This window comes from Thermofilum pendens Hrk 5, assembly GCF_000015225.1.
Taxonomy (GTDB): domain Archaea; phylum Thermoproteota; class Thermoprotei; order Thermofilales; family Thermofilaceae; genus Thermofilum; species Thermofilum pendens.
In genome coordinates this window covers 1,075,749-1,094,210 of the sequence record NC_008698.1, presented here as the reverse complement: position 1 = coordinate 1,094,210, position 18,462 = coordinate 1,075,749, and the positions used below count along the sequence as shown (strand labels likewise).

18 protein-coding genes are annotated in these 18,462 nt (G+C 59.5%); 11 read left to right on the top strand and 7 right to left on the bottom strand.

Going from position 1 to position 18,462, the window contains the following annotated elements; translation table 11 throughout:
* On the top strand, positions 1–1,035 hold the full coding sequence (locus tag TPEN_RS05935; RefSeq protein WP_011752817.1) for a TrmB family transcriptional regulator: 1,035 nt from the start codon (positions 1–3) through the stop codon (positions 1,033–1,035).
* 9 nt (positions 1,036–1,044) lie between these two features.
* On the opposite strand, the gene TPEN_RS05930 is transcribed toward TPEN_RS05935, so the two are convergent.
* The gene (locus TPEN_RS05930; protein WP_052885213.1) at positions 1,045–2,130 is read right to left on the bottom strand and encodes a glycoside hydrolase family 130 protein; all 1,086 of its coding nucleotides are present in this window, start codon (positions 2,128–2,130) and stop codon (positions 1,045–1,047) included.
* 52 nt (positions 2,131–2,182) lie between these two features.
* On the opposite strand from TPEN_RS05930, the gene TPEN_RS05925 reads away from it, so the two are divergent.
* Genes TPEN_RS05925 through TPEN_RS05910 form a run of 4 tightly spaced genes read left to right on the top strand, consistent with a single transcriptional unit; the run spans position 2,183 to position 6,397 of the window.
* Complete coding sequence (locus TPEN_RS05925) at positions 2,183–3,499, top strand: ABC transporter substrate-binding protein (RefSeq protein WP_148677981.1); 1,317 nt, start codon at positions 2,183–2,185, stop codon at positions 3,497–3,499.
* A 30-nt stretch (positions 3,500–3,529) separates the two neighbouring features.
* A complete protein-coding gene (locus tag TPEN_RS05920) occupies positions 3,530–4,474 on the top strand; it encodes a carbohydrate ABC transporter permease (protein ID WP_011752814.1) in 945 nt (314 codons plus the stop codon).
* A gap of 1 nt (position 4,475) precedes the next feature.
* Positions 4,476–5,315 carry a carbohydrate ABC transporter permease gene (locus tag TPEN_RS05915; RefSeq protein ID WP_011752813.1) on the top strand — a complete coding sequence of 280 codons (840 nt, stop codon included), beginning with the start codon at positions 4,476–4,478 and terminating at the stop codon, positions 5,313–5,315.
* 5 nt (positions 5,316–5,320) lie between these two features.
* Positions 5,321–6,397, top strand: a complete 1,077-nt coding sequence (locus TPEN_RS05910) for an ABC transporter ATP-binding protein (RefSeq protein WP_011752812.1) — start codon at positions 5,321–5,323, stop codon at positions 6,395–6,397.
* Positions 6,398–6,420: 23 nt separating this feature from the next.
* On the opposite strand, the gene pyrE is transcribed toward TPEN_RS05910, so the two are convergent.
* Positions 6,421–6,942 (bottom strand): orotate phosphoribosyltransferase, encoded by a 522-nt coding sequence (gene pyrE / locus TPEN_RS05905; protein WP_011752811.1) that lies wholly within the window; start codon positions 6,940–6,942, stop codon positions 6,421–6,423.
* Positions 6,939–7,628 (bottom strand): orotidine 5'-phosphate decarboxylase, encoded by a 690-nt coding sequence (locus TPEN_RS05900; RefSeq protein ID WP_011752810.1) that lies wholly within the window; start codon positions 7,626–7,628, stop codon positions 6,939–6,941. Before TPEN_RS05900 ends, pyrE begins: the two co-directional genes overlap by 4 nt.
* 189 nt (positions 7,629–7,817) lie before the next feature.
* On the opposite strand from TPEN_RS05900, the gene TPEN_RS05895 reads away from it, so the two are divergent.
* Entirely contained in the window at positions 7,818–8,450 is a 633-nt protein-coding gene (locus tag TPEN_RS05895; protein WP_052885212.1) for an HAD family hydrolase, read from the top strand.
* A 9-nt stretch (positions 8,451–8,459) separates the two neighbouring features.
* On the opposite strand, the gene TPEN_RS05890 is transcribed toward TPEN_RS05895, so the two are convergent.
* A complete protein-coding gene (locus TPEN_RS05890) occupies positions 8,460–9,851 on the bottom strand; it encodes a hypothetical protein (RefSeq protein WP_052885211.1) in 1,392 nt (463 codons plus the stop codon).
* A 138-nt stretch (positions 9,852–9,989) separates the two neighbouring features.
* On the bottom strand, positions 9,990–11,435 hold the full coding sequence (locus tag TPEN_RS05885) for a hypothetical protein (protein WP_052885210.1): 1,446 nt from the start codon (positions 11,433–11,435) through the stop codon (positions 9,990–9,992).
* Positions 11,436–11,562: 127 nt separating this feature from the next.
* Here TPEN_RS05885 and TPEN_RS05880 point away from each other — a divergent pair, with 127 nt between their 5' ends.
* A complete protein-coding gene (locus tag TPEN_RS05880) occupies positions 11,563–12,360 on the top strand; it encodes a KaiC domain-containing protein (protein WP_011752807.1) in 798 nt (265 codons plus the stop codon).
* A 59-nt stretch (positions 12,361–12,419) separates the two neighbouring features.
* Here TPEN_RS05880 and TPEN_RS05875 read toward each other — a convergent pair whose 3' ends face one another.
* Entirely contained in the window at positions 12,420–13,853 is a 1,434-nt protein-coding gene (locus tag TPEN_RS05875) for a hypothetical protein (protein ID WP_011752806.1), read from the bottom strand.
* A 100-nt stretch (positions 13,854–13,953) separates the two neighbouring features.
* Between TPEN_RS05875 and TPEN_RS05870 the strand changes: the two genes are divergently transcribed.
* The 4 genes from TPEN_RS05870 to TPEN_RS05855 all read left to right on the top strand — a co-directional run bounded on the left by TPEN_RS05870 (position 13,954) and on the right by TPEN_RS05855 (position 17,635).
* The gene (locus tag TPEN_RS05870; RefSeq protein WP_011752805.1) at positions 13,954–14,184 is read left to right on the top strand and encodes a hypothetical protein; all 231 of its coding nucleotides are present in this window, start codon (positions 13,954–13,956) and stop codon (positions 14,182–14,184) included.
* A gap of 239 nt (positions 14,185–14,423) precedes the next feature.
* Positions 14,424–14,975: a flavin reductase family protein gene (locus TPEN_RS05865; RefSeq protein WP_011752804.1), complete on the top strand. Its 552-nt coding sequence runs from the start codon at positions 14,424–14,426 to the stop codon at positions 14,973–14,975.
* Positions 14,976–15,137: 162 nt separating this feature from the next.
* Entirely contained in the window at positions 15,138–16,232 is a 1,095-nt protein-coding gene (locus TPEN_RS05860) for an asparagine synthetase A (protein ID WP_011752803.1), read from the top strand.
* An 11-nt stretch (positions 16,233–16,243) separates the two neighbouring features.
* A complete protein-coding gene (locus tag TPEN_RS05855; RefSeq protein WP_011752802.1) occupies positions 16,244–17,635 on the top strand; it encodes a glutamate synthase-related protein in 1,392 nt (463 codons plus the stop codon).
* Between the two features lie 82 nt (positions 17,636–17,717).
* Here TPEN_RS05855 and TPEN_RS05850 read toward each other — a convergent pair whose 3' ends face one another.
* Entirely contained in the window at positions 17,718–18,461 is a 744-nt protein-coding gene (locus TPEN_RS05850; protein ID WP_011752801.1) for a hypothetical protein, read from the bottom strand.
* Position 18,462: the final 1 nt, after the last annotated feature.

Below are 18,462 nucleotides of genomic sequence, written 5' to 3'. Positions count from 1 at the left end.
ATGGAGGGAGCGGAGCTTAGCCTTAAGGATCTCTACAGGCTTGCCGAGAGCCTTGGCCTGAGAGAGTATGAGGCTAGAGCTTACATAGCCCTGGTTCTCTACGGTTCAATGACGGCTACAGAGCTCGCTAAGAGGAGCGAGCTACCCCAGCCGAGGGTCTACGACGTAGTGAAGGCGCTGGAGGAGAAGGGCCTAGTAGCGATATCCGAGGGAAAGCCCAGGAAGTTCTCCGCGCTAGACCCCAGGGTGGCCTTGAAGAGGTACGTGGAGAGGAGGCACGCCGAGGAAACGAGTACGCTCAACTCCATACTTAGGCTCCTGGAGTCGGCTAGCTTGAGGCGCGAGGAGCCGGGCGTGTGGACAGCTGTAGGGCAGAACGCCGGGGAAAGCCTCTTCCTCTCGGCTTTGGAATCGGCCCGGCACGAGCTCCTCGTGGCGGGCTACTCGAAGTTCCTCAGAGGGTTCCTGGACAGGCTTGCGAGGACTGATCTCGCGACGTGCCTAGTGCTCTACGACGGGGAGGACATAGGAAGCTTCGTAAACGTGTTCGACGAGGTCAGGCTGAGGCCTACGAGGGCCCCCCAGATGGCGATACCGGATTTCTCCCAGGTAGTCATAGTCTCCGGCTGGGAGTCGGGGCAGGTAACAGCCTACAAGGTTACCGATGATAACTTGATGAGGATTTTCGCCGTTTACTACCTCGACTACCTGCGCGGTAGCGGCAAGGTAGTTGCAGCCAAGTTCGGTCAGCTCGAGCGGAGGACGTACCACCACATGACAAGGGCACTCGAGCACATCAACGCGCTTCTAGGCGCCGGGCGGAAGCCCGTGCTTACCGTTCGGGGCAGGTGGGTCGCCACGGGGGAGGAGGCTACTGTAAGGGGGGTTCCCGTAAGGCTCTTCGAGAACTCGTTCAGAAGCGTTGGTACAATCCTCTTGAAGCTAGAGGACGGAAGAGAGGTCAGCGTGGGCGGAGTAGGAGCTTACCTGGAGGACGTGGAAGCCTACGAAATAACCGTTGAGGCGCGGGAGTAGGGGGCGCTCTCAGCGCGAGACTCTCTTCAAGTGCTCCAGCGCCTTGTCCATGTCCACGGCGAATACGCCTACCGCGTAGTCCGAGACGCCGCCTACCCAGACGAGCTTCTCCTTGATTCTCAGCAACCCGCACCCGAAGACCACGCCAGGCCTATCGCCGTAGAACTCCTCTAAGCTTTTCCGCGGGACCAGGAGGTACTCGGAAAGCTCCAAGAGCTCCCCCTCCTCGCTTACCACCGCGAGCCCATTCCTGTAGACGTTGTCCACCCCTACCCCGTGCCACCCCACCAGGTACTCTCCGCTCGACAGCTTCAAGGCGTTCGTAGACCACCCAACCTTGTATTCAAAGCTCTCTGCAACGAGCAAGGGAACCGCTTCGCCCGGGTCCACTGTAAGCCCTGCCAGGTCGAAGCGCGTAAACCAGCCGGCCTCCAGGAAACCCCCCGGCACCGGCACGGAGGGGCGCACGAGCGCCAGAGCCTCGCCGCCACCCTCCGAGAGAATGGCGCTGTCCTTCCAGGGCGCCACGTACCTTTCGCCTCCATACTCGAAAGCCAGGTAGCCGAGCTTCTCGACACGGCCCTCCGAGTACCTGGCAACGGCCTGTAGAGGTAGCACGCCGTTCTGCAAGGGCAGGACGCCGGTGTAGAGCACGAGGTAGTTTCCATCGGCGCCGTAGACCCTCGGGTCCTCGCACCCTCTCAGCTCCCATTCCTCGCTCGGGTATATCACCAGGTCTGCCTTCAGGGTTCCGGGTATACTCCCCGAGAGAAGGTCGTCCACGCCTACGCGTATTCTCCCCACCGATGAAACGTACCAGTAGTAGTCGAAGACCATCCTTGGGAAAATGGCGACATTCGAGCCCTCCAGCGCGGCACCCGGGTTGAAGACGGCTACCGGTCTTCTCGCGTAGTTCGTTACCTCTACGCGGATCGGAGTGATGTACGCCAGCCTTTCGAATACGTCCTGCTCCAAGCCGCGCCTCAGCCCCCTAAGCTCTGCTCTGCGCCCTACCTTCTCCGCGAGGAGCTTCGAGAGAGGATCCCCAGCTGACAGTATTTTCGCCTTCACAGCGGCGTTAACGGCGGGCTTCAAGAAAAGGCTTTCTGGGAAAAATTTAAATACTACTTTTAGTAGTAAACTCCTGATGAGCGAGCAAAAAACCCAGCAAAAGGGTTTAAGTAAGACACTGCTCGCAGTAGTTCTCGCCGCCGTAGTTCTCCTAGCAGTAGCCGCCATACTCCTCTGGCCTAAACCAACCGCCGCGCCGTCCAAGGTAGCCGTGATAAGGTTCGCCGGGTGGAGCGCCGGAGAAACAGAGATGAAGAACTACCAGAAGATAATCGAGGACTTCCAAAAGGCTAACCCGGATATAATCGTCAAGTACGAGGTAATAACCCAGATGTTCTCCGAGAACATTCTAGCAAGCTACGCGGCCGGCGCCGCTCCCGACATATTCTACGTTGACTCTGCGTGGGCGCCCACGTTCATCAGTAAGGGCGCTCTCTACCCCATAGGCGACAAGCTACCCAAGGACTTCATCGACCAGTTCTACCCGTTCCTCCTCGAACCGTTCAAGGGGCCTGACGGGAAGATCTACGGATTACCGAAGGACTGGTCCGTGCTCTCGCTGTTCTACAACAAGAAGTTGTTCGCCCAGGCAGGAGTACCCGAGCCCACCGCCGACTGGACCTGGGACGACCTCTTCAACGCCGCTAAGACCATCTACCAGAAGACCGGTAAGCCCGGGCTAGTCGTACACGCAGAGCTCAACAGGTGGGTACCCTTCCTCGTCTCCAACGGTGCTCCCCCACCGCGCTTCGACTCGGCGGCCGACGCCGCCTACTTCGACAAGCCCGAGGTTAGGAACGCGATTTCGAAGATGATAGCCAAGATACAGGAGGGGCGTAAAGAGGGCTACATAGTCCTGCCCTCGGACGTGAACGCCGGCTGGAACGGGGAGGCCTTCGGCAAGCAGCTCGCCGCGATGACTATCGAGGGTAGCTGGATGATACCCTACCTCGCGGACCAGTTCCCCAACTTCAAGTACGGCTCCGACTGGGACCTCGCGATGCTACCTAAGGGTCCCGCCGGCAGGGCAAGCATGGCTTACACCGTGGCGCTCGGAGTGAACTCCAAGACCGAGAACCTGGACGCGGCGCTGAAGTTCCTGCAGTACGTTGAAGGCATTGAAGGGCAGAAGCTACTAGTGGTGAAGATGGGTCATACCCTCCCGTCCATAAAGGCGCTAGCAAACGACCCAGACCTCTGGCCCTCTCACGCTAAGGAGCTATCGTTCGTGAACAAGTACGACCGCGTGGCGCTCTTCTTCTACGGCCCGAAGACAGGACAGATAGAGGGAAGCATAAACCAGATCATCCAGTCTGCGGTCAGGGGGGAGATAACGATAGACGAAGCGCTAAGGCTGATGAAAGACAAGGTTGCAGAAGCCTTTAAATCCTAGGGAAAAGGGATTAAACCCGGGGTTAAAATAATGTTTTTTCTATCGAAGAGGTTAAAGCCGGAGCACGTGGCGTTCATACTGCTCACGATCTACCCCTTAACTCTCAACTTCGTGTTCGGGTACTTCTCGATGATCTTCGCCTTCGCGCTGAGCTTCTTCGACTGGGACATACTCTCGCCCATGAAGTTCGTCGGGCTTGAAAACTACGCGAAGCTCGCCGGCGAGCTCGTCCAGGGCTTCTCGATCATGCTGACCGACCCCCGCCTCGTCTACCTTAAAACCCCGTTCTTCAACGGTCTGCGCAACGTGCTTCTCTACACCCTCCTTGTCGTCCCAACGCAGACGCTACTGGCGCTGGTGCTGGCAGTCCTCGCCAACCAGAAGGTGAGGGGCTCGCACTTCTTCAGGGTGGCTTACTTCCTGCCGGCGACGACGTGCCCTGTCATAGTATCGTTGATATTCATCTGGCTCTTCATGAGGGACGGCTTCGTGAACTACTTCGTAAGCGCTGTAACCGGGGGCTTCAGGCCCGACTGGCTGAACGACCCGCTGTTCCTCCTACCGGCTATAGCCATCGTTGCCATATGGGGTACTAGCGCACACTTCTCGGCGACCTTCCTAGCCGGGCTACAGGCGCTCCCGAAGGAGGTCTACGAGGCGGCCAGGATAGACGGGGCAAACGCGCTGAAACGGTTCATCTACATTACTATACCGCTCATGAAGCCTCTCATAGTCTACGCTGTGGTGCTGGGAAGCATCGGGGCCCTCCAGATGTTCGACTTGGCGTGGGTCATGGCGGGGCAGAGCGGTGGACCCGGGGGCGCCGGGTACACGGTCGCCCTGGATATCTACAACACAGCCTTCCTGCAGCTAAGGTACGGGTACGCCGCCGCTAAAGCCGTGCTCCTCTTCCTGATAGTATTCTCCCTCAACTACTACATCCAGGAGAAGATGAAGTACTTCAGGGTGGCGTGAGATGCGGAGAGCTCCGCTGAAGAAGAGGATAGTGCTACTCCTCTCGTACCTCGTTATGAGCGTGCTCGCAGCCATCTACCTCATGCCCTTCATCAGGTCGGCTGTAGCCTCGTTCATGACGTGGTCCCAGGCATCGGCGTTCCCGCCCGAGTGGGTTCCGAACCCATTCACGCTGGAGAACTACGCGAAGCTCTTCAGGCTAAGCCTGTTCCCTAGGTGGGTCCTCAACACAGCGCTCGTAAGCGGGCTCGTCGTAGCCGCCAACATCGTGACCTCCGCTACGGCGGGCTACGCATTCGCGTTTCTCAGATTCCCCGGAAAAAACAAGATCTTCAGCGCGCTTCTAGCGCTCCTCATGGTACCCCCGTTCATCACGCTGATACCGAACTACATACTCGTAGTGAAGATGGGGCTGATAGACAACCTCTTCGGCTTAGCCTTCCTGGGCTCTGCGAGCGTCTCGGGGATATTCCTCATGAGGCAGTACTACCTCTCCCTGGGACGGGAGCTCTTCGAGGCGGCTAGGCTCGACGGCGCAGGACCTCTCAGAGCATTCGTCTACGTAGCCCTCCCCCTCTCCAAGCCAGCGCTCGGTGCGCTGGCCATATACCAGTTCCTGGGCGCCTGGAACTCCTTCCTCGGGCCGCTCGTCTTCCTCAGAAGCCCCGAAAACTACACGCTACCCGTGGGGCTGAACTTCGCCTTCAGCAGGAGCATGTGGACCGAGTACACGCCGATCATAGCCGGTAGCCTTCTAGCCTCCCTGCCCACGATAATCCTCTACGTCTTGCTCAACAAGTACATGATTAGGGGCGTAGTTGTGTCGGCGAAGAAAGGGTGAGGGATGTGAGCGTGGAGCTTAGAAACGTAACGAAGAGGTTCGGGGAAGTAGCCGCGGTGTACAACGTCAACCTGCGCGTAGAGAGCGGAGAGTTCTTCGTGCTACTCGGCCCCTCGGGGTCGGGTAAGTCTACGCTCCTACGCATAATAGCGGGCCTCGAAGAGCCCGACGAGGGAGAGGTTATCATCGGGGGCAGAGTCGTGAACGACGTAGACCCGAGCGAGAGGGACATAGCTTTCGTGTTCCAGAACTACGCCCTCTACCCGCACATGACGGTCTACGACAACATAGCGTTCCCGCTCAGGATGAGGAAGGTCCCGAAGGACCAGATCCACGCGCGCGTGCTCGAAGTCGCCTCCATGCTAGGGCTTACGAACCACCTCTCCAAGTACCCCTACCAGCTCTCGGGCGGCGAGCAACAGAGAGTAGCCCTGGCGAGGGCTATCGTGAGGAAGCCCCGGGTATTCCTCCTCGACGAGCCTCTCAGCAACCTGGACGCCAAGCTCCGCGTAAAGCTAAGGTTCGAGTTGAGGAAGCTCCTCCACGACGAGCTGAAAACAACCACGATCTACGTCACCCACGACCAGGTCGAAGCAATGACGATGGCGGATCGCGTAGGCGTTATCAACAGAGGGCAACTGGTACAGGTAGGCACCCCCGACGAGCTCTTCGAGAAGCCATCAAACACCTTCGTCGCGGGATTCATAGGAACACCGCCCATGAACTTCCTGCCAGCCAGGGTCGCTGAGAAGACGCTACGCCTCGGCAACCTCGCTATCCGCTCCGAGGAGCTAGAGGGGCTAGCCGAGGGCGAGGTAATCCTCGGCATACGCCCCCAGCACCTCGAGGTAGGCGAGGAGGGGCTCCCAGTGCGGGTCGTGGGCGTCGAGAGGCTCGGCACGGGCTCGATACTCCACGGAGTCTTCGAAGGCTTCGAGGTCACCGCGTACTCCGAGAAAAGGGAGCACGCCCAGCCGGAGCTTAACGCCGAGGTACGCTTAAAGCCCGTGGGGCCCCTCTACCTCTTCGACTCGAGGAGCGAGGAGCTACTCAGGGTTGTGCGGAGCTACAGGGTCGAGTAGCCCCGGGAAAAAAACCTTTCTTTCTACGCGCGAGCCGAGAGGACCTTCTTGAGCGTCGTGAGGCTCCTCAGCCTCAGTCCCTCGCTCCTCAAGGCCTCGGATGCCCCCTCCTCCCTATCGACCACGACGAGAGCCTCCACCACCTCTAAGCCCTCGGACTTCAGGAGCCTTGCTATGTCGAGAAGCGTCCCCCCTGTCGTCGCTACGTCGTCTACTAGCAGCACCTTCATACCCCTCGCGTAGTCACCCTCCAGTTGCTTCATGGTGCCGTGGGCCTTCTTCTCGCGCCTAGCGTAGATCAAGGGCTTGCCCAGCGTGTACGCGAGGGCAGTGGCTATGGGTAGGCCTCCCACCGCTATCCCGCAGACGGCGTCGAACTCGATGGTTCTGGCTACCGCGGCGAGGGCCTCGACAACCCTCCTGAAGGCCTGGGGGTGCGACGGGAGCTTCCTGAGGTCGATGTACACGTTGCTAACCTTCCCGGAGGTCAGCCTGAACTCCCCGGTCTTGACAGCCCCTATCTCCCAGAGTATCTCCTCTATCACTCCCCGATCACCCTCCTCTGCGACTCCACTACCCTCTCCGCCGCGCCGTAGTAGTCCTCGGACGCCGTTATCGAGCGTCCAACTATCTCGAAGGTAGCGCCGTGCCTGAGCGCGCTACCCGGCTCCGCCCCCTGCGCGCCCACCCCCGGCGAGAGTATCAGGTAGTCCTCCGGCAGGAAAGCCCTCGCCCGCGCCACCAGCCCCGGCTTCGTCGCGGGGGCGACGACGCCCCTAATCCCCAGCCTCGAGGCGTAGCGCAACAAGTCCTCGAAGTGCTCGTCGAGCAACCTGGAACCCGCGTGGCTCATGGCGACAAGCCCGAACACGTCGTGCCCGCGAACCCCGCTCAAAGCCTCCTCGAGCCCCATGGGGAAGAGGTGAACTATGGAGCCGTCGAACCCGGCCTCCGAGAGTAGCGCCAACTCCTCCCTCACCACGTCCGGTATATCGGCAAGCTTGAAGTCCGCGAGGAAGTAGTACCCAGACCCGTACCTCTCGACGAGCTCGCAGACACCCCTGAAACCCATCCTCAAGGCTAAGGGGAGGCCCACCTTGACACCGACGACAAGCGGCTCCAGCGCCGCCAGAAGCCTATCGGCGAACACCGCGGGGTCGCCGGAAACGAAGTCCAGCGCTAGTATTAAGCGCGACTTCTTCCGCTCCGCAAGCCCCAACAAGTCCCTCATCCCCCATACCCCCGGGGCACGCCGCTTTAAGGCTTACGCGCGCGTACACGCCGATGAAACTCACGGAAACACTCTTCCCGCGGTTTCCGGGCACGCGGAGAAAATGGGTCGGAAGAGGCTGTGAAAGCATTGGGAAATTGCGTGATTCTTATAAGCTGTGGGGGGCTTTGTAGGCTGTGGGGGCGCGCCTTGAAGGTCAGAGTCGTGTCTCTAGACCTCGACGGAACCGTGGTTAGCAGGGAGTACGTCGACTACTTCTGGCTGGAGCTCGTGCCTAGGCTTTACGCGCGGAGGCACGGGTTGAACCTCGAGGAGGCGAAGAGGCTGGTGTACTCTGCGTACGACGAGGTGGGCCCGGGGGACATGAGGTGGTACCAGCCGTCCTACTGGTTCAAGAGGTTCGGGATAGAGGAGTGGCTCGGCGACGCCCTGAGGGAGGCTGGAAGGCTCGTGAGGGTCTACGAGGACGCTAGGAGGTTCCTCGAAAGCCTACCAGGCTCGCTCATAGCGGTGCTGAGCACGAGCGCCTCCAGGGAGTTCGTAGAGCTGGTCATGGAGAGGGAGCCCTTCCTGAGGGGGGTTTTCCGCAGGGTGTTCTCGTCTTCCTCCGACTACTCCCTGCCCGGGAAGCCCCCCGAGTTCTTCAGGATAATACTGAGGGAGCTGGGCGCCCGCCCCGAAGAGGTGGTACACGTGGGCGACGACCCGGTGCACGACTACGAGAACCCGCGGAAAGCCGGGCTGAGGGCCTACCTGCTCTCCAGGAGTGGCGGCGACGGGATAAGGGGGCTAGACGAGCTACTCGCGGTACTCGAAGCGTAGAGCCCGCGGCTACCCTCCACCCAGGGCGGTCAGAGTCGAGGTTGAAGCCCTGAAGTGTACGAGTTTAACCCCGGAGGACGCCTGAACCATTACGCCGCTGGAGTAGAAGTACCCGTTAGCCTTTATTGCAACGTCGAAGTAAAGCGGGTCCAGCGCCTCGAACTCCGCTACGCTCGCCATGAGGTAGAACGTGGAGCCGCTACCATCGTAGCCCGTAAGCCCCCACCTCCAAATACCCTTACACGCCACGGCGCCTCCGTAGAACGAGCTACTGCAGTAGTCGAGATCGCTTTCCCACGTGACCCGCTGGAACACGCCATGCAGCGCTGCGGGGAATATGCCCGGCGGGATTGCGAGAAAAACGCTTACTTGCCCGTCTACACTCCGACTCGCGGGTTCTAGACCGCTAAGCCGCTGATCCGGAAACACCCCTGTCAGGGAATCCACGACCACGCTACTCGGTTCCACAACCCACAGTAATCCAAGCATTTTAACGGGAGGGCTGAAACCACTCCAAGTCTTTTCCCCGTGGTGCTTCACCTCTACGACCCAGCGGTACGTGTCGCTCCGCGACCTCGTGCCGATACCTAAGCCCACGTCGAGCCCGAAGTCTGTACAGCCAACAATGCTGTCGCCCGGGCCCACAACGTCGTAACATACGCTAGTGTAATGCCCTATGTAGGTTCCTAAGACTTGCGCAGGCTCTACGCCTATTCCCGCGCGCATCCACGTGGATACATATGAGGCCAGTCTAACCGCTGTAGCCTCTTGGCGAGACCGCTGTAGAACGCTCATCAACGCGTATACGAGAGACTGCTTCGACTCGAGCCGCGTAACGGTATAGTACGCGGCGAGCTTCCCGCCCCTAGGTTGCGTCTCCACGAGCACAGCCTCGCAGCCGCAACCCGGGTAGAGGTAGCCGTCTCTCTCGATGAGTGGGAGGAAGGCGAAGGGATCCTCGGGGGGCGTTTTCCCCTCTCCGAGCTTCACCGGCTTCACTACCCGCGAGAAGAGCTGGTAGAGGGCATCCTCCCCGGGCTTCGACACGGCGAGAACCCTCCCAGACCGCAGTAGCGAGAGCACGAGCTCTGGGTCGCCCGAAACCCTGGGTAGAGCGTCCCAGCCCACGACGACTAGGTCGTAGCCGACAGCCCTACCCGCGCTATCAGCCGGGAGCGCTGAGAGCTCCCTCGGGGAGAGCGACGAGGCTACCGCGGATACGAATTCAGGGTCGTCGCTTACAACCGCGACTCTCCAGTCCAGCTTCAGGGAAGGCGTAGGGGTTCCAGCCTGAAGAGATCCACGCTCTACGCGAGCAGGTAAAGCTAGAAAGAAAAGAAAGATAAGACTAAGTAGCGCTACTAGGACCACTAGAAGAATACCTTTGTTCACGTTCTGCATGCTGGTCAAGTATATTGTGACGCGGGGGTATTTTTTTTTCCGCTTGGTTTTGTGGCATTCTTTTCGCAAGAGTTTCGTGTTCAGAGTAATTTTTCCAGGTTTTCCCCGTTAATGCTGAAAACATTCCAAAAAGAAAGTTTAGGGTATGTAGACGTCAACGTACATCGTAGCGACGGGGTAGTAGTACCCTCCAAGCCCGTACTTCACCGGAGAGTAGAGGTACTTGTACCGAAGCTCGCAGGGCCTGTAGTTCCTCTGCGTAGTTACAGTGGCGGAGGCAAAGCTTAGCACGCTAGCCGAGTACGAGGATTCGCCGCCTACAGAGACTGCGAACAGAGGAGCTGGGGGAGAGGTTCCCAGCGTGAGCTTTACGAAGTCCAGGGAAAGCGCGAAGAGGGGGCTCGTCTGAACCTCCCTTGTTACGTTGATACTGTCCAGTGTGAACACGTTTTGTGCTACTTTCTCCGGGCTTCTGTTCCAGTTGAGGTAGAAGAGCTTGTAGGCTTCTGCCGTCTCGCCGGCGGCGTACGGGTAGATCCAGGGGTCCGGCTCCACGGTGTACCATGCGAGGTTGTTTGTGAGGGCTTGTCCTCCGGCTGGCCTCGCAAGTGTGAGGTTCGCAGTGCCGCGGGGGACGCACGTGTACCAGTTGCAGTCGTAGTACGTGTACTCCGCGTACGCCAGGTCTCCGTAGAAGCCCACGGCTAACACGCTCTCCTTGTCGAAGTCCGAGCCGTAGTAGAACACCTTGTAGTAGTCCAGGCTTGCACCCTGCTTGTCTTCAGCGGACCATGCGTAGCCCGCGATTTTCCACGAAACGGTGCTACTCCCCGTTGGCTTAAAGCCAGCTAGAGCGGAGAAGCCTATCCTTATTCCTAGAGTCCTGTCAGCTGTGAGGGATGCCTTTAGAATCACTACGTCCAGCTTCTCTACTCTTCCCCAGATGTCTACGGTTGCGAGTGCTACTCCCTTCGTGGAGGCGTAGTACTGCTTCTTCAAGTACCAGAAGCCCGGTTTCTGCGTGTCGGGTATGTATTCCGGGGGCCAGCCTTGCTGTGTGGCTTGCGGCTGAGGCGCGCCTTTCCCAGGCATGGGTAGGGGCTCCTCGGCTAGCGTTACTTCGACTGCTCTACTTGCTTCCAGCTCGCTCGGCTTGATGGGAACCGCGGATATAGTTGCGTAGGCTTCTTCGGGCTTGTAGATGGTGGCGAGGATCAGCATGCCTATCGACACGGCGGAGGGGTCTGTGCCCCTGCTTCTAAGGTGCCTTGCCCACTCCTCGTAGCTCTCCTTGACCCTCCCGTAGTTCAGCTCGACGGAGCCTGTACCCGTGTAGTTTCCGAGAGGCTTTATCTCGCCGCTAGGCGCCCAGATGTACGCGGATACTACGACCCTGTCGCTGGGCGAGGCTCCCTGAATCTTAACCACTACGCGTGGCGGCGCTAGCACCGGGTTCCGGTAGACTACGGTGGCGCTACCGTACTCGAAGACTTCGGGTGCCTCGGCGTGCTTCACAGCGTAGGAAAGCGCAGAGACTAGGAAGAGCACCGCCAGGAGTGCTAATGCTACTCTGCGCCTTCCCACGGGTATATAGCCGCGCTCGAGGTATATATATCGCTCCGAAACGCGCGTGAAGCCCAGCGGGTCGCCGTGTCCTCCGTACTGGGGGAAACTTTTTAGGGGGCTCTGCGTGTAGTGTTCTCGGGGAGTGGTGGAGGCTAGGCGTCTTTCGACGGGCGTGGCTGGGCTCGACAAGCTACTCGCGGGCGGAGTGCCGGAGGGCTTTTTCGTGGCTCTCGTCGGGATGCCCGGCACGGGGAAGACCATAGCGTGCCTCCACTTCGTGTGGGCGGGCCTGAAGGCTGGGGAAAGCGCGATCTACGTTACGACCGAGGAGAGCAGGGAGAGCATAGTAAGGCAGGCCGCCCAGTTCGGGATGGACTTCGAGGGGGCCCAGAAGTCCGGGAGGCTAATCATCATCGACGCTTTGATGAGGGAGAAGGAGGACGAGTGGATGATGAGGGAGCTGGCAGTGGAGGAGATGCTCAGCAGGGTCATAGAGGCCAAGAAGAGGCTCGGGCGGTCCGCGAGGAGGCTCGTCATAGACTCTATGAGCGCTTTCTGGTTGAGGGCTCCCGTCAAGGCCCGGGAGGATAGCTACACAGTGAAGCGTATCCTGAACAAGTGGGGCTTCACGATCTACGCTACGAGCCAGTACGCTATCACGACTGGAAGCGCGTTCGGGTGGGGTATAGAGCACGTCGCCGACGGCATCATCCACTTCAAGCGGAGAGTAGTGGACGGAGTCCTCACGAGGTACATCATAGTCGAGAAGATGAGGCAGACCCCGCACGACCTGCGGGCCTGGGAGATACAGATACGCGACAAGGAGGGCTTAACCCTTGTAAGGCCGCTCGCCAGGAGGCTTGAAGACGAGTCCCTCCCCGAGAAGGTTGCCAGGAGGATCAAGGAGCGCGCCGAGGAGGACGAGTTCGCGCGCGAGGACTAGCACACCCTTCGACGCAAAACGGGAGGAGGCCGGGCGCCTTTCCCTGGTGGTCTATACCCTTAGTTTTCTCGCCCCAGCTTTTCGAGGCGATTCACGAGCTCCCAGGCTCTGGGGTACTGCTCGGCCTTGTACCTTGTGAAGGCGAGGAGCGTTGCGCGTAGCTCTGCGTCGTGGCGGGCATGCTCGAAGAGAGAGCCTTGAGGCACAGCGTAGTACTTCTTGCTACCCGAAGGAGTGCCCGAGGTAACTACCCGGACGTCCCAGCCTTCCTCGATTGCCTTCTCGTACCAGCCTTGAGGCACAGCGTCAACCGCGATCCTAGCGTAGACGAGGTTCATCGTAGAGATGTAGACTAGGAGTAGCTGTGCTCCTGCAATGTTTGCGTAGAACGGGTTGTTTCTCCGCCCATTTTTCCTGCCCCTCTTCTGCGGCAATCCGAGGCTGACGAATAAGAAGTGTTTAATCTTTGGACACTTAGTTACCAGCGATACAAAGCGCACGTACTCGCTAGCCCTCTCCACAGCCAAACGGGCATTAAAGACAGCGCTCTCCGTCGGCAAGTAAACTATCTCGTGGCCAATCCCGAAGAAGAGCACCCGAATCCTCAGAAAGAATGTGCGTAGCCCGTCTCCCAGGAAGGCAGTGAAAAGAGCCACTGGGTCGCCGTTGAGCTTTCTGCACTCGTCGACCAACCTGCGGTATTCTACACGTTTAACCTCGCCGATAAGCGTGGAGGCCCAGCCCAGCTCCTCCGTGTAACCGTAGATGCTCACTTCCCACTCAATGCTCATCCTGGTACTGCCGAGAACTCCTGCTTTAATGCCGAGCCTGATATCGTCGCTTGGAAAAGCCGCGAGCGTACTGGGAAGTTGCCAGCTCTGGGTAGTGCCGAAACGCACGTCGCTGCGGCGCCCATGAGGGGGTGTCACATCCGTAAGGATCCACCCCCTCTGCAGGCTCTTGAGAACCTCCCTAGGAGTGTTCACTAGAACCTCCGGAAACTCCGATTCGACCCAGAAGCCCTCCAGCGGTACGCGGACAGCCCAGCTATGCGCGTTGGGTCTCGCGACCCTCACGTACCAGTTCTCCCTGGGCGGGTATACGCGCCAGTGCTTTCCATGCCTCTCGGCTCTAAGATCATCGGCGCCGGCGTCGACTATCGACTGTAGCCTATCGCGTAGCTCTACGACAGCGCTTCCCTCCCTCGGCCTGCTGTCGTCGTTCAGCAAAAGATACTTCCTCGCGTCGATGTCGAGGAAGCGGTGAAACCTCGGGTAGACCTCGTCCGGCACAACGCTGTAGCCGTTCACCAAGAAGCGCGTGAAGTCCCAGTCAACCTCGCTCACAGTGTGATACAGGCCGCGGTAATGTGTCCTGCCCTTCCTCTTATCCTCGACCTCGGTCGAGTAGAGGCTTAAAGCCGCCCTCCTCCACGTCTCCTCCCTAACCTCTCCCTCGACCCCCTCATACCCCATCATCTTCTCTCCAACCATATTTCACCCCTCCCTTAAATGGTGGAAAGAGGCGCCCTACGAGGGCGCGGCATCAGGGGTCAGCGTGGAGGGAGAGGCCGGGAAAGAGTGTTGACCGAGCATGAGTGACCCGAGGGTTACCGTGCGAACCATCGGCGCGCTTTCGCGGCTACTGGCGAGCACTCTTAGGCGCGACGGGCTGTACGAGGCGCGCCTCGTCGAGGCGCTGGACGCGGTAGAGGAGTTCCTAGCCTCCGTGAGAAGCGCGCCGGCGAGGCTCGAGGAGGACGAAGAGCTGGCGAGAGAGCTTGAGGAGGACGTCGAAGAGCTAAGGGGGCTCGGGCTGGCGTAAAAACTCTCCCTTTTCCTTTTTCCCTGGGTTTGTAAACCGGGGAGATCCTCGGTTTCAGCTTTCTCCCATGTTTGTAAACCAAGGAGCGAGAAAACCTTTTTCGGAACGCGCGCTATAAGAGCGTCTTTTTGACTTCGCGTGCAATGGCTCTAGCGAGGGGGACTGGGACAGCCTCGCCCACCTGGTTGAACTGCGCGCGCGTCTAAAAAATTATATGTCGATTTAGCGCGAATACAGCCGTGCAAGGCGTTGGGTACGTCGAGGTAGAGCTTAGGAGGCACACTAGGCTACTCCACCCCAAGCTCGTCGCGCTCATAGTCTCCGTCGACGCCTCGGGTAGGCCGAACTTCATGCCGGCCGCGTGGCTCACACCTGTATCTGTGAAGCCCCCGCTCGTAGCGGTAGCGGTGGCGCCGGAGAGGTACACCTACAGCTTGGTGAAGTCCAGCGGGGTGTTCACGGTGAACCCTGTCGACGCGGGCATGCTCAGGGTAGTCGAGGAGGCCGGGTCCGTCTCCGGGAGGGATGTCGACAAGGCTTCCTCGCTGGGCGTAAGGTTCCTGCCAGCCCTCAGGGTGGGGGCGCCGTGCATCGAGGGTGCGCTCGCCTGCCTGGAGTGCAGGCTCTGGGCCGAGTACCCCGCCGGCGACCATTCCATTCTAGTCGGCGAGGTGCAGGCCGCTAGGGCTAGGCGGGACGCCTGGAGCGGGGCCGTCTACGACCTAGCGAAGGCGCGCCTGTTGCTACACCTAGGGGGAGACGAGTACGCGACTGCATCGAGGCTAGGCTAGCCTTGCTGCACTCTATGCGCGTGTTCCGCGGCAGGGGGTTGGGCCTCTTCTCCGGAATTTTTTACAGCTTCCACCGGAAAGCTAACGGAAACATTTGCAAGAAATTCAGGTTTCGATCAGAAAATGATTTTAAGACAGTGCATAGGGCGTTGAACGATAAGCATGGGACAGGAAACCCGGTTTATCGCATTTAACAGTGCACGCGAAAGTTTGGCAAAACTTCACCCGGCGGTGCTGGAGCTCGAGAAGATGGCTAGGGATAGGGATTCGTACGTCAAGTTCCTAGAGGAGTGGACAAGGTACTCGTGGAAGTGGGCTAGGGAAAGCAAGTACGCCACGGTCTTCAGGATCCAAGCGTCGATACTCCGCGCTATTCGAGAGTACTTGGACTCCCACGGCTTTACTGAGGCGTTGCCGCCGATAATAGGTCCCGTCACTGACCCGGGCATAAGGGGGGCTAAGCAGGTTACCGTGGACTTCTACGGGCACGAGTACAAGGTCATGTCCAGCGCTATACTCTACAAGCAGTACATGGCGGCGGTATTGGGTAAGGTCTACTTCGTCTCTCCGAACATCAGGCTTGAGCCCAACGACAGCATTTTCACGGGTAGGCACCTCGTCGAGTTCTTCCAGGTCGACATAGAGATTCTGGACGGCACGCTGGAGGACGCTATGAGCCTGGCCGAGGGCTTATTCATGCATGTTGCTAGGTACGTCGAGGAGGTGCACGGCGCGGACCTCGAGAAGCTTGGTAGGACCCTCCCAGAGTACAGGACACCGTTCGCGAGGTATACCCACGCCGAGGCGGTGGAGCTGGTAAACAGGCTGGGCTGTAGAAACCCGAGGAACACCGAGATCCTCTGGGAGTGCGAGAAGGTTCTATCGGCCCACCACACGAGCCCTCTGTTCATATACGGGTATCCCAAGGGGTCTAGGGGCTTCTACAACAGGGAGGACCCGGAGAGGCCTGGCTACCTAAGGGACTTCGACATGCTTTACCCCGAGGGCTTCGGGGAGGCTATATCGGGAGGCGAGCGCGAGTACGAGCCGGCCAAGGTTATCGCTAGGATAAAGGAGTCCGGGGAGGACCCGAAGAAGTACAAGTGGTTCCTGGAGATGCTCAGGGACTTCTACCCCTTAAAGACGGCCGGCTTCGGCATAGGGGTGGAGAGGCTGACTAGGTACATATGCGGCCTTAGGGCTGTGTGGGAGTCTAGGCCGTACCCCAAGGTCGCCGGGATAGGCCCAACCCCCTAAAGGTGGTCGGCGTGCTCGAGTGGTTTGCGCTTAAGCTAGGCGAGCTTGTGCTCAAGGTTAAGGGTAGCCTGGTGACCCTAAGGGGGATAAGCGAGTTCATGGAAGACTACCCCTTAGACGAGATACTGCTCAAAGCTATTAAGGGGAGCGAGGGCGTCTACCCCTTCGGAGAGCTAGCCACCTACGGCGCGGCGCTGCTCGGGGCGACTGTTCACAGGAAGGGTTACCCGAGGTTCCTAACGATGGACGACTTGGTCCTAACGCCTCCCGCTTTCACGCCGAAGAGGCTGGAGAAAATGGCGGAGCTCCTCAGAGAGCCCGTGTTCACCGACGTTAACCTGGAGACCAGCATAGGTGGCTTGAAGTCGTCGATGCCGCTCGTTGTGGGTACGATGGGCTCGACGGACATTGCCAGCAGGTATAGCCTAGTGATCGCAAGGGCCGCCGCCAAAGAGGGTATACCCTACGGCATCGGAGAAAACGTGCACACGATTCGAGGCTACGACAGGAGGTTGACCAGGGGGCACCCCAGCTTCAAGGAGAGGGTCATGGCCTACCTGACGAATATCGATAAGTACGGCGGAGTAATCATCCAGCAGAACGTTGAAGACGCCTACGACGAGCACTGGAACAAGGTGTACAGCGACAAAGACCTGGAGCCGTACCTCGACGAGGGCAGGGTGGCCTTCGAGATCAAGGTCGGCCAGGGCGCTAAGCCGGGGCTCGGAGGAGTGATAAAGATGAGGAAGGAGGAGGCCGTCAAGGTCAAGGAGAAGTACCACTTCCTGGAGGACCCGGCCGAGGCGAGGACCGCGTGGGTAGAGAGGTACTCCGCCCCGGGGACCTACACGGCCGACATACTGAGGGGTATGATTAGGCTAATGAAGACCAGCTACCCGAGGGCTAAGGTGTGGATCAAGGTAGGGCCTTTCAGGGATGTACTCGAAGTGGTAAAGGTGTCCTACGAGGAGGGCGCAGACGCGGTGATAATAGACGGTAAGGAGGGTGGAACCGGTATGGCACCCTCGGTGGCTATGAAGGAGCTGGGCTACCCGACGGTGGTCGGTCTAGCTAAGATCAGGAAGGCTAGGCTAATGGGCGTAGACGATAGAATGAGCCTGCTACTAGCGGGTAGACTGTTCAACGGGGCACACATCGTTAAGGCGAGAGCCCTGGGGGCTACGGCGATATACGTCGGTAGACCGTTCATCGTAGCCGCGATGGTTAAGGACGAGGCTGGTGTCAGGAACTTCATCGAGGCTACAAGGGTTGAGACCCAGATGATAGTCTCGGCGCTGGGTAAGTACAGCATCGGCGACGTGTCCCCGGAGGACGTGGCATCGCTGAACAGGGACCTTGCCTCAGCGCTAGGCGTGCCCTACGTCTACTCCGGAGAGCCTTAATCCACTGTTTCTGGGCGCGTGCGAGAATAGGGCGTTACACATTCTTTTTCATGCCTTTAGGCGCGTGCACCCCTACTGCGTGCTAGACTAGCCCCACCGCCCGTACACCCCTCCTCCTGGCGTGCTCCTCCGTCGAGCGACAGGCGAGTAGCGCGGCGACAGCCAGGAAGAGGGTTGCGGGTACCCCGTAGGCTACCGCGGCCGGCTGGACGCTACCCGTGGAGGAGAGCTTTGCGAGTAGCATGGGTCCCAGTAGCGGGATCAGCGCGACGCTGGGCGAGGCCGGGGTGGGCGAGAAGGCGAGGCCCAGGAAGGCGAGGCTGAGTATGTCCAGCATGTAGCTCGGCGTGCCCGTCCTCAGCGATAGAGACGCAAGTAGCAACCCGTAGCACAGTGACTGGGCGTAGAGCAAGGCTAGCGACGAGGCGAGCACGGGGATGCTTGCAACGCTTACGCGTGCCCCCGCGAGGCTTAGAAAGGCGTAGGCCGCGAGAGACGAGATAGCCGAGGAGGCGAGCATCGGGATAGCCCTCCCGGCTACGAGCTCGAACACAGAGACTCCGCGCACCTCGTGCTCCTCCACTAGGCCTAGGAGCACGAGGTAGTCGACCCAGCCGCCGATCATCCAGGTAGCGTTCGACAGGATGGTCCAAGCGACGAGCCCCCAGTAGTTGCTGGAGGCCTCGGGGGCCTTCCCGGCGAGGATGAAGCCGGCCAGCAGGATTATCATCCAAAGGGCGTCGGTGAGCGAGCCGGAGACTAGGCTGAGCGCGTACCTCTTGGACCGCATTAGGTGGAGCCAGAGCACGGCTTTACGCCTGCCCACG